The following is a 14,063-nucleotide window of genomic DNA, read 5'->3' on the forward strand; positions in this document are numbered from 1 at the left end:
CCGAAGCATCGCACGACCGGCTCCCGCCGGACACCCTGCCCGGCGGGGCCTACGACCGGTATGTGGCGGAGCTGGCCGCCGAGGGCAGGTTCTCCGGCGTGGTGCTGCTGTCCCACCGGGGCCGGACCGTGCTGTCCCGCAGCTACGGCATGGCCGACCGGGAGAAGGGGATCCCCAACCACGAGGGCACCGCGTTCAACCTCGCCTCGGCGGGCAAGCCGTTCGGAGGGGTGGCCATCCTGCAGCTGGCGCAGCAGGGCAAGGTGAGCCTGTCGGACACGGTGGGCACCTACCTGACGGGCTACGCCAAGGACATCGCCGAGCAGGTGACCATCCACCACGTGCTTTCCGGCACCTCCGGGCTGGACACCCCGGACGAGGACGTGCAACGCATCTTCCAGAGCCAGGAAGAGGTGCACGAGTACTACGAGCAGTGGGCCCGGCAGGCGAAGCTGTTGGCCGCCCCCGGCACTCCCACTCATCACGCCGGCTCCGAGGTCGCCATCCGCGCGCAGATCGTGGAGGCCGTGACCGGCACGACGTACTGGGACTACGTCCAGGAAAACGTCTTCGGGCGCTGCGGTATGACCGGCACCGCGTTCTACACCAGGCCCCAATGGCTCACCGACGAGCACATCGCGCACCCGTACCTGCGGCTGGCCGACGGCAGCCAGGTGGATGCGGTCCGCAATCTGGACAAGGGCAGCCCGTCCCCGTACGCACTGGGCAAGAACCCGGCCCGCAGCTTCATCGCCGCTCCCGGGGACAGCGGCTTCGCCACCGCGCCGGATCTGGTCCGGTTCGCGCACGCGCTGGGCGACGGTACGGTGCTGGACCGGCCCTACGCCGAGTTGCTCACCGGGGCCAAGATCCCCCATGGCAATGCCCAGGACGGCCAGCCTGCCCCCGCCTACCCGTCGTTCGGGGCCTACACGATGCCGGTCCACATCGTCAACGGCCAGTGGGTGTTCGGGCGTGCCGGTGGCGACCCCGGTGTCGCCGCCAGCTGGACCATCTACCCGTACACCGGCTGGGTCGGCGTCATCCTCGCCAACAGCGACGACCTGCCGCTGCAGGAGATGGGCGAACGGGAGATCCAGGCTGTCACCGGCCGGGGCTGACGTGTCGGGGTCCCGCAAGGCACAGGAGGCAGTGTGACCAAGGGGTGGCACGACTGGTTCGGCACGTTTACCGGCGTGGCGGCCCTCACGGTGGCCGCACTGCCGTTGGCCGCGCTGACGGGGTGGGTTCTGGCACGCCGTCGGCGCCGCACCGGCGCCACGCCCGCGTGGGCGTGGCGCACGTCGCTCGCCGAGGTCGGCCTGGTCTACGGGACGGTGCCGTGGGTGTGGATGACCCTGTTGCCGGGCAGCCGGGCCGGTGCCGTCCCCGGCCGGGTGAGCCCGGTGCCGCTGCGGGACCTGCTCTCGATCCTCGCCGACGCGCCGCCGCTGACGGCGATGGTCCAGATCGTCGGCAACCTGCTGGTGTTCGCGGCGCTGGGGTTTCTCGCCCCGCTGCGGTTCGCGGCGCTCGCGTCGGTACCGCGGATCCTGGCGCTCGCGGCGGGCTGCTCGGTCCTGATCGAAACCGCGCAGTACGTCCTCCAACTGGACCGAGTGTCCTCTGTGGACGACGTACTGCTCAACGCCGCCGGGGCCGGGCTCGCCGCGCTGGCCTCGCGCCGCTGGGGGCACGCTACGGAAGGTGGGGTCGAGCCAGTCGAAGGTGCGCAGGTGGAACACGAGTCCACGGCGACGGAAACTCCCGCTCTCGATCGCGGGTTCGAGTTTCAGGGCGTCACGGCGAATTCGGTGAACCGGCCGCAGACCTCGAAACCGAGCCGCCGGTAGACCGGTTCCCCGTCGGCCGAAGCCTGCAGCACCGCGATGCCGTATCCGGCCTCGCGCGCGGTGTCCAGCGCGGCCAGGGTCATCGCCCCGCCGAAGCCCCGCCGCCGGTACCCCGCGAGGGTCGCGATGTTGTAGATCCCGGCGACGTCGTCGTGCAGCACCACCTCGGCCGTGCAAACCGGGGTCCCGTCGTGAAAACCGATCAGCAGCCGCCCGGGGCAGTCCGGCGCCAGCGCCCGGTCCGCGGCGTGACCGTAGAACTCGACGACACCCGGCGCGGGCGGTGTCCAGTTCGCCGCCAGGACGGCGGCGAAGGCGGTGAGCTCGTCCGGCCGTGTCACGGGACGGATATCCAACCCCGCCAAGGGTTTCCCGGGCGGGGTGGCGTCGAGTTCCGCCCACATCGCGCTCTCGGATTCCGATTCGGCCGGCCCGGCCGCCTTCAGCCGGTCGCGCAGGTCGTCCGGCGCCGAGGCCGGGCCGACCCACCACGAGAAGCGACGCCCGGTCGCGCGCAGCGCGGAAACGGTCTCGGCGACCCGCGCGCCGGCCGTTTCCGGCGTGAACCGCGCCGCGGCGACGATGTTGAAGGTGTCGTCCTCGATCCCGCTGTCGGCGATCAGCAGGTCCCCGGCCCGCACGACGCGGGCATCCGGCAGCGCCGGATGAAGGTAACAGGCGTGTTCGGCGAGATTGCGTTCCATCCGCGCGAGCAGTGCGGCCGAGGCCGTACCCGTCATCGAACAGGCCTCTTGACGAGCGGCGCGTCCCGCGACAACTCCCGGAACCCGACGCTGTAATACAGCCCGCGCGCTGCGGGATGCCCCGGCGCACCCAGGCAGGCGACCGTCACGTGAGTCGCCCCGGCCGCCCGCGCCCGCAGCATTCCGTGCAGGAGCATCGCTCTTGCCAGCCCCCGGCGCCGATAGCCCGGATGCGTCCCGACCGGCTCGAACTCGGCGGTCTTGTTCGCTTCGTCGAGCCACAGGATCGCCGAGGACGCCATCGTCCCGTCCGGCGCCTCCACCAGGACGTGCAGATCGCCGCGATACGCCTCCGTCCGCCGGACACCCTGGTAGGCCTCGGCCGAGTACGTCGAGGGAGCCCAGGCGTCCAGATGGGCCTGGACCGCGGCCGCCGGCCCGGCCTCGTCGGCCGTGCGGAACCGGAATCCGTCCGGCAGTACCGGCTCTTCCACCTCGGTGAGATCCCGCTCGTTGAGCTGGGTCCAGGAGCCGGTGTCGCCGAGTGCGGCCGGGTCGCTGTCATAGCCGTGCGCCGCCCATCGCTTCAGTGCGAACTCGTCGGCGGCGCTCGGCAGCACCGTGCGCTCGACGTTCCCCGCCGTGGCGTCGTACCAGTCGATCACCTCGTCGACCAGCCCGGCATGGCCGGGATGGACCTGATACGCCAGGTAGGCGCCGGTGACGTCCTTCACCGACCCGTCGCCGCGCCGCACCCGGCGCGGAAGCTGGGCCCAGCCCCACGCCACCAGATCCCCGCCGGAGAACCACAGCCGGCGCCGCCAGCTCGCGCCGTCACCGGCATGCCCCTTGCCCCAGTTCCAGGCCAGCTCGCCGAACGACGCGTCGCTGTTCACCAGGTCCGGGCGGAGGGCGGTGACGCGCTGCGCCAGCCCCTGCATGAGTCGCACGTCCGCGGCGGTCACCGGCTCGGCGTTCGTCATGGTGCGCACTGTGGCAGGACTCCGCCAAAGGATCAAACCGTTTTCCGGCGCGAGCGATCACGGCAGTCGACAGCATCGTGGCGGCGGAGCCCCGGTTACGCCGGCCAACCGCGGGAACTCGCAATCAAAACGCCCTGTCCCTTATTCAGGAAATCCTTCACATCTCCAACTCGGATCGGAGGCCGAGCCAACTCCGGACCTCACCGAAAAGCCAGTCATCGACAACACGGTCAGCAATCCACTCAAGAGAGTGGAGGACCCGACCTGTCTCCTGGAGCAGTCGAACCTCGTCGCTGACCTGAATCCGGAGACTCGAAAGGTCGTCACCGGACTGGTAGAACCGATCCTTGCCCTGCCGAAGATCGTTGCGACGACGGCCAGCCACCATTAGCACCTCCTCCCGAGAAAGAGGAATTCGCGACAACGCCAGCCGCGCCGCACCATCCGGTGTCACCGACTCCGGCAATCCGGCGATCGGGGTGCGATATCGCAATGCCATCGCGGCCAGTCTCACCATCCAGTACGCACAATGGCATGGAGTCATGCCGCGTTCGTCGAGGGCGAGTTCCAACAGCGACACCGCAAAGTCGAAGTTCTCCCTGCATTGGTCAGCCGAGAACGCTCGCAGGGGGCTTACGCCCAGTTCGGCCGATTCCACCATGGCGAACCACCACTGAGGCGGCGCACCCCCGGGGAATGTCGTGTGGACCCAGCCCCGTCGCTCATCGCGCGGCAGCCGCCGAAGCTCGCGGTACTCCTGCTCGGTCCTTGTCACGGACCCTCCCGCCGTAATCCTTGATTGCCGAGAAGGTACGCGCATGGCGTCATCGTGAGATGCGGGCCTCGATGCCGTCGAGCAGGAAATCAAGGCCGGTGCGGAAGGTTTCGTCGGCGTCCAGGTGGGCGGCGTCGCGGACGACCGTGGCCAGCGCGGGGAACCGGCCCGTGGCGAAGGTCCGCTCCAGATAAGGCCCGAAGGCGACCTGCCACTGCCGCTTGTCCATCCCGGTGGCCCGCTCGGCTCGCCGCTCGGCGATCTCCCGCCGCACCGCGCCGATCACGTAGGCATCGACCGCCTCGACCACCGGCATGACGATGTCCACGTCGACGCCGTCCATCGCGGCCAGCACGGCCTCCCCCCTCGCCAGCGCCCGCGGCCCGAGCTGGGGCCGCCCGCCGATCAGGTCGGCGAGCCATTCGTGCCGGTGAACGGCTTGCCGGGTGGTTTCGGCCAGGGAGCGCAGGACCTCTCGCCAACCGTCTCCGGCCGGCCTGATCTCGCCGTAGACCGCATCGACCATCAAGTCGAGCAACTCGTCCTTGGTGGCGATGTAGCCGTACAGCCGCATCGGCCCTACCTCCAGCGAGGCGGCGACCTTGCGCAGCGACACCGCGTCCAGGCCGTCCGCGTCGGCCAGCCGCATCGCCGCTCGTACGATCCGCTCCCGGCTCAGCGGGGCCGGTACCGGTCGATTCGGTGGCTCCGGCCGCTCCCACACCAACATGCGCCGACAATACATCGCCCGCTGCGATACAGTGTATCGAGCAATGTGGTGTATCGAAGGGGGAACCATGACCATCGCCATCGTCGGAGCCGGACTGGGCGGCCTGACCCTCGCCCGGGTGCTGCACGTGAACGGCATCGACGCCGTCGTGTACGAGCGGGAATCGTCGCGCGACGCGCGCGGCCAGGGCGGCATGCTCGACATCCACTCCGGTCAGCGCGCGCTGCGCGAGGCCGGCCTGATCGACCAGTTCCACGCGATTGCCCGCGGCGAAGGCCAGGACATGCGCCTCCTCGAGCCGGATGGCACCCTGCTGCTCCAGGAGGACACGCCTGACGACCCCCCGCTCGACCGGCCCGAGGTCGACCGCGCCGATCTGCGCGACCTGCTGCTGGATTCCCTCCCCGAAGACGTGGTGCGCTGGGGGCACGCGTTCGAATCCGCCGGCAACGGCCTGCTGCACTTCGCCGACGGCAGCAGTGCGACGTATGACCTGCTGGTCGGTGCCGACGGCGCCAACTCCCGGGTCCGCGCGCTGCTCACCGACGCCCGCCCGGCGCATATCGGCCAGAACGTCGTCGAGGTCGGCATTCCCGACATCGACCGCACGCATCCCGACCTCGCGGCGATGGTCGGGCGCGGCAACTACTGGGTGCTCGGCAACGGAATATCCCTGGCGGCGCAGCACAACGGCGACGGCCGCGTTCGCATCGGCCTCAGTTTCTACAACACGTCCGAGGACTGGTTCGCCACCAGCGGGATCCCGTTCGACGACCCGGCCGCCGCCCGGGCGCGGCTGATCGACCTGCTCCCCGGGTGGGACCCACGGATCACCGCGCTGATCGCGGCCTGCGACGACATGGTCGTGCCGCGGTCGATCCACGCTCTCCCGGTCGGCCTGACCTGGCCGTCCACACCGGACGTCACCTTGCTCGGCGACGCCGCGCACCTGATGCCGCCCGTGGGCCAGGGCGCCAACATGGCGCTGCTCGACGGCGCCCTGCTCGGTCTCGCACTGGCCGCGCACCCGGATGACTTTCCTGCCGCCGTCAGGGAATACGAACGCGAGATGTTCGAGCGCACCAGCGCTGCCGCCCGGAAGTCCGCGGACATGAAGAAACTGCTGATGTCGCCGGACGCCGCCCGGAAAATGCTCGCCTTCTTCCAAGGCTGACGGTGCAGCCGCGAATCCCTAGGGATCTCCGCGATCGATGCCCTTCGGGAAGACACTGTGCCAATAACAACACTACGATGATCGGCGGATTCTTTTCGTCTGGTGGAGACTCCTTTTCGCCATTGACAAATACTCTTGGTATCAAGTCCCGCCGCACCACAGCGGACGCTTCTACCCGATTGGGTGATGTTCTCCGGAATCGCCCACACGGCGCCCCGGTGCCTCATACTTGCGAGTGAGATCTGTCGGTTTGGTCCGGGGAGGGCGGAGGCGGTGCCGGACAGCGCTCAACCCGCTCACCTGGCCGATCTGGCGGAGGCGCTGACCGGGGCGGCCGAGGACCGCGACTGGGCCGCGCTCGAAGCCCTCTGCGACCGGCACATCCTCTCGATGGAGGGCGAGCTCGCCGCTCGGCTGCTTTTCGTGCTGAGCCTGGTGCCCGAGGCCGAGTTGCGCGCGCGCCCGCGCCTGATGATCTCGTGGATCAATGCCTACCACGCGGCGAGCGAACCGGACTTCGGCGAACTCCGGCCCTATCTGCGCCACTACATGGATCTCGGTACCCGCCTCGCGGCGAACATGGACATCTACAGCGAGACATCGCTGGCGACCCTCGTCACGGTCGGCACTGCCGCGATGATCGCGTTGCGCGACCAGGGGAAGTGCGCCGAGGCCGAGGACCTGGGACAGCGCCTGACCGCCCGCGCGGCGCAGCTCAGCCCGCTGCCCGGCGTCGACGTGGCACCGCGCCCGGGCTGGCTTGCCCTGCAACGAGGTCTGACGCGGTCGCTGATGGACGACTTTCCGGCCGCGGTCGAGTTGTACCGCCAGGCCTACGACCAGGCGACGGTGGAGCCGGCGACGGCGGCCACGGCCCTCAACGCGACCGCGAATCTCGCGATGCTCTACGCGCACCTCGGGCACGGTGCCCTCGCACGGCGGTGGCTTGACCGGATGAGTGGCTTCGCCTCGCCGTCCCGGCGTGTCCGGTTCCTGCTCACCGTGGGCGGGACGATCGCCGAGGGCTGGGACGCGCTCGACCGCTACGACGAGGCGGGCCTCGCGGACGGCCTGGCGACCACCGGGGACGGCACCAGGCAACTGGAGGTCTGGCCCTTCGTGGCGGCGCTGGTGTCGGCGCACGGGCTGTATCTCGGCGATCCGGCGGCATCGCTGGTCCATCTCGGCACGCTGCGGCTCAGTCACGCGCCCGCACTCGTCGACCAGGGCACCGCCGTCCGGGTGATGCGACGCGCCCACGTGGAACTGCTGATCGCCACCGGCCAGGCCACCCGCGCACTCCGGATGATCAAGGAGACGGACCCGCAGGCGTCCTGGCTGGCGCTGCCCGCCACCCGGCTCCGCCTGCTCAACGGCGAATACGAAGCGGTCCGCGCGATGGCCTCGCGCACGTCCTGGCACGAAACCACCTCACGTCGCGACGCCCGTCAGATGCTGCTCCTCAAGGCGATCGCCGCGCTGCGCATGGGCGACCGGGAAGAAGCCCGCCGCTCGGTGGAACTGCTCAGCCGCCTGCGCCCACCCGAGGAAGTCCTCTCGCTCGCCTCGCTGTCGCCCGCGGATCGCGACGATTTGTTCAAACTGGCCCACATTCCGGTCAGCGATGCGGCCGCACAACGGTTGACGCTGGCCAGGCCGGTGTTCCCGGAACGCGTCCACCTGGTCGAACTGACCAACCGCGAACGTGCGGTACTCACCGAACTGGAGGCAGGCGGGACTCTCGCGCAGGTCGCGCGCACGCTCGTCGTGTCCGTCAACACCGTCCGCACGCAGGTGAAGAGCGTCTACCGCAAGCTGGGCGCGTCCAGCCGCGAAGATGCGCTGATGCGGGCCTACGAACTCGGTGTGCTCTGACCGCGGCGGCACCGCGGATCCCGGTGGTGCACTGTCCACTGTGCTCGATCGAATCAGGGGAACAGCGTGGCGCCGAGCGGGTGCTGCCGGTCGAAACCGGGGAGTATCAGGAAGGTCGCGCTGGCGGTGGTGGTGGTGAACCGCAGCAGTGCGTCGGAACTGTCCATATGCGCCAGGGTGTTGGTGAAGGTGCGCAGTTCGTTCTGGAAGCTCACGAAGAGCAGGCCGGGTGCGGGTTCGTCGGTGCTGTAGGAGCGGCGCAGCATGAGACCGACACCGACCACGCTGGAGTGCGCTCTGCGGACGTGGGCATCCGCCGGGATGAGGTAGCGCCCGTCCGGCGTTTTGGCACCGAGATCCGGGTCCGAGGAGATGGTACCGCCGGAGAGGGGGATTCCGGTGGCCCGGCTCCGGCCGAAGACCGCCTCCTGCTCGGCGACGGAAAGCCGGGCGAACCGCGCCACGTCGAGTTCCATGCGCCGGAGGACGGCAATGGTGCCGTCCGCCACCGGCGCGGGCCCGGCCAGCCACAGGTCTCGCTGTTCCTGGACGGTCGTATGTGGACCGACGATGCCGTCGAGGAAACCGACCACGTTTCGTGGCGCGGAAAGGCCCCGATCCACGGGAATGTTCGCGCCCCGGCGCGCGGACTGCCGCCAGCGTTCGCGTATCCGGTCACCGGCCTGGTCCAGGAGCGCGGCAGCGGCGACCGGTACCACCAAGGCGTCGCTTCCGCAGATCTGGATCAGCAGGTCACCGCCGCGCGCCTGCGGGGCAATCCGCTCGCGGGAGAATTCCGGGAGATCCGCCGCACCGGGCAGGGCGGGATCGACCCCGCGTACCAGCCGGGGGCCCACCCCGATCGTGACGGTGAGATCGCCGGGCGGCAGACCGAGCAGCCGGGCATCGGTCCCCGCGGTGAGCGCGAGGATGGCCTCGCCGAGTTCGGCCAGCAACGGACCGGCAGGCACGGCGTCCGCCAAATCGGCCACCACGGCCAGCAGGTTGGGCTGGGCCGGTTGCGGGAGGGTGATACCCGCCTGACGCCGGCCTGCCGGTGACACCGGCATGGCCGTCGCGGGGGCGTCGGACCGGCCCGGTTGCGGGGAACCCGGTTCGCACCCGGCGGTGAGGCCGGCGGCCATCACCGCACCGGTGACACCGAAAAACGCGCGGCGCGACGGGTGATGGTCTGCTGGGCGCATGGGTGGAGAATGCCATATCGGCCCTACCGAAGACGAATACGACCATGCCAAAATGGATTCATGCCTCGTTTCCCTCTGCGCGCGATGCTCGCGTTGCTGGGCACCCTGACCGTCGTCCTGACCGGCTGCGACAGTGGCAGTGTCGGTAACAGTGGCAGTGGGACCGACGGATCGGGCCAGGGCCGGCGACCGGCCGGTGAGCACGTGACGATCCGGGTGCCGTCCGACGCCCCGACGATTTCGGCCGCGGTGTCCCTCGCGCAGCCCGGTGACCTCGTGCTGGTCGCCCCGGGCGTGTACCACGAGTCGGTGAAGATCGGCACGGCGCAGATCACCCTTCGCGGCGAGTCCCGGGACAAGGTCGTCATCGACGGGCGGTTGCAGCAGCCGAACGGTGTCGTCGTCGTCGCACCGGGAGTGGCCGTGGAAAACCTGACCGTGGAAAACAATACGCAGAACGGCGTCCTGGTCACCGGTTCGGCGGCGGCCGCCGCCGGAGCGCCGGGGCGGACCGGAGGCTACGACACCGGCAACGAACCCGTCACCTTCGTGCGGTCGTTCCTGGTCTCCCACGTGACCGCGACCCGCAACGGGCTGTACGGCATTTACGCGTTCTCCGCGCAGGATGGCGTCATCGAGCACACGTACACGTCGGGTTCGGCCGATTCGGGGATCTACGTCGGACAGTGCAAGCCGTGCGGCATCGTCGTGCGGGACAACGTCGCCGAACTCAACGCGGTCGGTTACGAGGGCACCAATGCCAGTGGCGACCTGTACGTGGTGGGAAACCGTTTTGCCGGTAACCGGGTCGGACTCACCACGGATTCCGACCACCAGGAGAAGCTGATCCCGCAGCAGGGCGCCGTCGTCGCCGGGAACCTGATCGCGGGAAACCAGCAGGCGCCGACCCCGGAACAGGCCGACGGCGGGTGGGGCATCGGCGTCGGTATCGACGGCGGCAGTGACAACAGGTTCGTCCGCAACCGGATCACCGGCAATGTCAACGCCGGGCTGCTGATCACCGCGACCGTCGACATACCGCCGGACGGCAACCAGATCGTCGACAACACCTTCGCCGCCAACGGCATCGACGTCGGCTGGACGTTCCCCGGCGCCACGCAGGGACGGGGTAACTGCCTGCACGGCAACGACCTGCGCGCCACGGTGCCCGACCGGCTGGCGACGATCGCATCCTGCCCGGTTTCCGACCGGTCACCCGTGCTGTCCGGCACGTGGACCATGCCGGCGGCACCTCGCGGTATCCCGTTCACCGACGTGGCCGCCCCCGCCGCACAGCCGCAGTTCCCGGATGCCACCACCACCGGTGCCACCACTGTTCCCGCCGTTCCGGCGTTTCCGGACACCGCAGGCATCCCGCTGCCGTCGGCGTCGCTCCTGGCCGAGAACGCATTGGTCCAGATGCCCTGAAGTGGCCCCCTATCGCCCCGGGGTGGCGCCCGGTACCGGAGGCGGTGGAACGTAGTTCTGGGTGTCGAAATCGATGACCACCGGTTGCGGCTCGGAGGCCACGGCGGCCTGGACCCGGTACAGGGTGCCGTCCGGGCCGATCCAGTAGCGCACGGTGCCCGCGCTACCGGGCTTGCCGGTGGCGTCCGGCCCGGTCATGACGTCCACCGGATGGCCGCGCACGTGGTCCAGTCCAGCCCAGGCGGCGCCGTTCTGGGGCAGTAGCTGGGCGTTGTCCGGCCGGTCGCTCCCGAGACCGAGCGCGATGGCCAGCGCCGTGTCCAGCGCGCTGCCGGACGCTTGCCGCGGACGGCTGTACCAGTCCGTGCCGGGCGGCGAAGCCGGTGCCTGCGGCGGGGTGTTCGCCATCGGGTGGACCAGCACGGTGGTGGCCGTCCAGGCGATCAGCCCGTCGCTGGACGTGTCGCGCCCGGTGCCGTGCACCACGCCATAGCCGAGTTTGGCCCGGTAGTCGATGGACCCGGCGACGACCAGCCCGCCACCGGTGCCCGGCACGGTGATCGTCACCGCGCGGCCTCCCGCCTGGTAGTTGCGAAACCGCGTGATGGCCAGCCGGTTCGCCTCATCCGGCGTGAGCGTGCGGGGACCGGCGGGGCCCGAACCGTTGCCCGCGAACAGAAAAGCGACAACCCCGATGGCCGCGACAGCCGTGACAGCCGTGGCGGCCACCACCCACCGTGGCCGCAGCCACCGGCGCGTGCCCGTCGCGCGCTGCGGGAGACCTCGCCGTACTCTCATGCTCCGCACGCGGCCCGACGCTAACAGACCCACCGATTCACCCCCAAAATCACCCGATTCCGATGCCTGAGCGGTGCGGCTTTCTGGTTGTCTATGGCGGTTCGGGATGTCTTTCACGGCTGGTATCACTGGGGCAGGGATCGGATGTTCAGTTCGAGGCGTGTGTCTTGCTCACCTGGCAGAAGAACAGCGAGGGCCGCGGGCCGCGCGGCCGGGAAACACGGGGGCCGGCTGGCGCGGGTCGGGATGTCCGGTCTGCTGCTGGTGGGCAGCGCCCTGGGCCCGATGGCGGGGGCGGCGGGTGCTTCCACGACCGACGGCACCCTGACGGTCCAGGTGCTGCGGGACTTCTTCGGCACCGGGGTCATCAACACGGCAATGGATGTGCCGCAGCGGGGCATGAAGGTCGATGTTTCCGACCCTGCGGGCCATCACGTCACCGGCACCACGGACGCCACCGGAAAAGTCGTGGTGTCGGGGTCGACCGTGCTGACCGGCGGCCAGTACCGCGTCGATGTCACGGTTCCGGCCTCCTACAGCGACTATCTGCGGGCCGCACCCGCCTCGACGGCGGCGAACCACTTCGACAGCTTCACCACGTTCGTGGACGTCTCCGGCGGCAAGAACGCCTCGGTGATCACCGGGGTGTGGAACGCGGCCGACTACACGCTGCCGGACTCCCGGTATTTCGTGCCGGTCCAGAACGGTGCCGGCGGGACCGACACCCGGGCACTGGTGTCGTTCGGCAGGAACACCCGGGGTGTGTGTCCCGGCGATGTGGCTTGCCCGGCCGTGGTCGACACGCAATCCCAGGTGGGCACGACGTACGGGCTGGCCTACGACAAGCACCGGCGGCGGTTGTTCCAGAGCGCGTTCGCCCGGCGGTACACCCTCTACGGGCCGCACGGCGGTAACGCGATCTACACCGTGCCCGCCGACGGCGGGGGCGCACCGACCCTGTTCGCGAAGGTGCCGTTCGCCGTGGTCACGCCGCACGACACCGCCAACCTGATCAAGGACGCCGGCTTCACCGACGCACCGGGCAAGGAGAGCATCGGCGGCCTGGCGCTGTCGGAGGACGGTTCGACGCTGTACGCGGTGAACCTGCTGACCCGGACCCTGGTGAGTTTCGACGCGAGAGGGGCCACCGCGCGGGCGCCCGAGTCAACGGTGCCGATTCCGGACCCGGGCTGCGCGGCGCCCACCGACTGGCGGCCGTTCGCACTGGCCGCGCACGACAACGCGCTGTACGTCGGCGGCGTGTGCAGCGCGGAAAGCACCCAGAACCGCGCGGATCTGAAGGCCGTGGTCTACACCTTCGACGGCAGGCGGTTCACCACCGTGCTGACCCACCCGCTCACCGCCGAACGCGGTCACGTCTTCCTCTACCCGGGCGACGGTGCCAAGAACAACCACTGGAACCCGTGGAACACCAGGCTGTCGGACTGGGACAACTTCCGCCTGGGCAACACCACTACCTTCGTCGACCCGCAGCCGGAACTGTCCGGCCTCGCCTTCGCGCGGGACGGCTCGATGATCCTCGGTTTCCACGACCGGTTCATGGACGTGGTCAGTGCGGGCGGCCTGGATCCCCGGCCGGGCAACGACACGGCGGAAGCCGGTATGTCCGGTGGGGACATCACCATGGCGTGCGCCAATCCCGACGGGGGTTATTGGTGGGAAGGCACCGGAAAATGCCCCAACCACGCGAACCCCGGCAACGACGGCGGCCAGGACAGCGGCGTCGTCGAGTACTTCCCGGGCGACTTCCTCGCGAAGCACGGCACTCCCGCCCCGCACCAGGAAACCGCGCTGGGGGCGGTGGCCTACATTCCGCAGCAGCAATGGGTCGTCAGCACGGAGTTCGACCCGGCGGTCAACGTCACCACCTCCGGAACCGGCTACTACGACATCACGACCGGCGAGGGGCCCGGTAACGACCCCGCCGCCAACGCCTACCAGTTCGTCTCCCCCAACCAGAACGGGTTCGGCAAGGCGGGCGGGCTCGGCGACATCGCCTACGAAGCGGCGAACGCGCCGATCCAGATCGGCAACCTGGTCTGGTTCGACGGGGACCACAACGGGATCCAGGACCCCGGTCAGGTGCCGTTGCCAAAGGCGACGATCAACCTGTTGGACGCCAACGGAAAACGGGTCGCCACGACGAAGACCGACGCCGCGGGCGAGTACTACTTCGGCGGGGTCGGCGCCGCCTACCAGCTCACGCCGGGCGCGAAGTACACCGTGCAGTTCGACGTGTGTACCGCGGACACCCGCAAGGTGCCGGGGCAGCCGCCCGCCACCGAGTTGCGGTTCACGCTGCCGGTGGCCGGTGACGACCGGGCGCACGACTCCAATGTGATCCCTCCGGCCACCGGTGAGCTGTGCAACGGATACGCCCCGGTCACCGCGCCGTCCACCCCGGGCGGAGTCGATCACACGATCGACGCCGGCGTCTACCTTCCGGCACCACCGACGTCGACACCACCGACGTCCGTACCGCCGGCGTCCCCACCTCCCACGGCCCCGGTACCCGGC

At 69.8% G+C, this 14,063-nt stretch carries 12 protein-coding genes; 6 read left to right on the forward strand and 6 right to left on the reverse strand.

What is annotated here, in order from left to right:
• A partial coding sequence (locus FNH05_RS16935) for a serine hydrolase domain-containing protein (protein WP_144589331.1) occupies nucleotides 1-1,121 on the forward strand: 1,121 nt, incomplete at its 5' end.
• A 33-nt stretch (nucleotides 1,122-1,154) separates the two neighbouring features.
• Nucleotides 1,155-1,853 (forward strand): VanZ family protein, encoded by a 699-nt coding sequence (locus FNH05_RS16940; protein WP_144589333.1) that lies wholly within the window; start codon nucleotides 1,155-1,157, stop codon nucleotides 1,851-1,853.
• Here the strand turns inward: FNH05_RS16940 and FNH05_RS16945 are convergent.
• The 4 genes from FNH05_RS16945 to FNH05_RS16960 form a co-directional block, all read right to left on the reverse strand.
• Nucleotides 1,793-2,593 (reverse strand): GNAT family N-acetyltransferase, encoded by an 801-nt coding sequence (locus FNH05_RS16945; protein WP_222426629.1) that lies wholly within the window; start codon nucleotides 2,591-2,593, stop codon nucleotides 1,793-1,795. The genes FNH05_RS16940 and FNH05_RS16945 overlap by 61 nt on opposite strands.
• A complete protein-coding gene (locus FNH05_RS16950) occupies nucleotides 2,590-3,540 on the reverse strand; it encodes a GNAT family N-acetyltransferase (RefSeq protein WP_144589335.1) in 951 nt (316 codons plus the stop codon). The genes FNH05_RS16945 and FNH05_RS16950 overlap by 4 nt, the downstream gene beginning before the upstream one ends.
• A gap of 157 nt (nucleotides 3,541-3,697) precedes the next feature.
• Nucleotides 3,698-4,315 carry a hypothetical protein gene (locus FNH05_RS16955; RefSeq protein WP_144589337.1) on the reverse strand — a complete coding sequence of 206 codons (618 nt, stop codon included), beginning with the start codon at nucleotides 4,313-4,315 and terminating at the stop codon, nucleotides 3,698-3,700.
• A gap of 49 nt (nucleotides 4,316-4,364) precedes the next feature.
• Nucleotides 4,365-5,045 carry a TetR/AcrR family transcriptional regulator gene (locus FNH05_RS16960; RefSeq protein WP_144589339.1) on the reverse strand — a complete coding sequence of 227 codons (681 nt, stop codon included), beginning with the start codon at nucleotides 5,043-5,045 and terminating at the stop codon, nucleotides 4,365-4,367.
• Between the two features lie 67 nt (nucleotides 5,046-5,112).
• Here FNH05_RS16960 and FNH05_RS16965 point away from each other — a divergent pair, with 67 nt between their 5' ends.
• Together FNH05_RS16965 and FNH05_RS16970 are read left to right on the forward strand one after the other, a co-directional pair.
• On the forward strand, nucleotides 5,113-6,219 hold the full coding sequence (locus FNH05_RS16965) for an FAD-dependent oxidoreductase (RefSeq protein WP_144589341.1): 1,107 nt from the start codon (nucleotides 5,113-5,115) through the stop codon (nucleotides 6,217-6,219).
• A 273-nt stretch (nucleotides 6,220-6,492) separates the two neighbouring features.
• A complete protein-coding gene (locus FNH05_RS16970; protein ID WP_144589343.1) occupies nucleotides 6,493-8,094 on the forward strand; it encodes a helix-turn-helix transcriptional regulator in 1,602 nt (533 codons plus the stop codon).
• Between the two features lie 53 nt (nucleotides 8,095-8,147).
• On the opposite strand, the gene FNH05_RS16975 is transcribed toward FNH05_RS16970, so the two are convergent.
• Nucleotides 8,148-9,299, reverse strand: coding sequence for a Dyp-type peroxidase (locus tag FNH05_RS16975; RefSeq protein ID WP_144589345.1), 1,152 nt, complete (start codon nucleotides 9,297-9,299; stop codon nucleotides 8,148-8,150).
• A 60-nt stretch (nucleotides 9,300-9,359) separates the two neighbouring features.
• Here FNH05_RS16975 and FNH05_RS16980 point away from each other — a divergent pair, with 60 nt between their 5' ends.
• Complete coding sequence (locus FNH05_RS16980) at nucleotides 9,360-10,727, forward strand: right-handed parallel beta-helix repeat-containing protein (RefSeq protein ID WP_144589347.1); 1,368 nt, start codon at nucleotides 9,360-9,362, stop codon at nucleotides 10,725-10,727.
• 9 nt (nucleotides 10,728-10,736) lie between these two features.
• On the opposite strand, the gene FNH05_RS16985 is transcribed toward FNH05_RS16980, so the two are convergent.
• On the reverse strand, nucleotides 10,737-11,525 hold the full coding sequence (locus FNH05_RS16985) for a hypothetical protein (protein WP_246127784.1): 789 nt from the start codon (nucleotides 11,523-11,525) through the stop codon (nucleotides 10,737-10,739).
• A gap of 246 nt (nucleotides 11,526-11,771) precedes the next feature.
• Here FNH05_RS16985 and FNH05_RS16990 point away from each other — a divergent pair.
• A partial coding sequence (locus FNH05_RS16990) for an SdrD B-like domain-containing protein (protein ID WP_186382583.1) occupies nucleotides 11,772-14,063 on the forward strand: 2,292 nt, incomplete at its 3' end.

It is taken from the genome of Amycolatopsis rhizosphaerae (genome assembly GCF_007713715.1).
Classification (GTDB): Bacteria; Actinomycetota; Actinomycetes; order Mycobacteriales; family Pseudonocardiaceae; genus Amycolatopsis_E; species Amycolatopsis_E rhizosphaerae.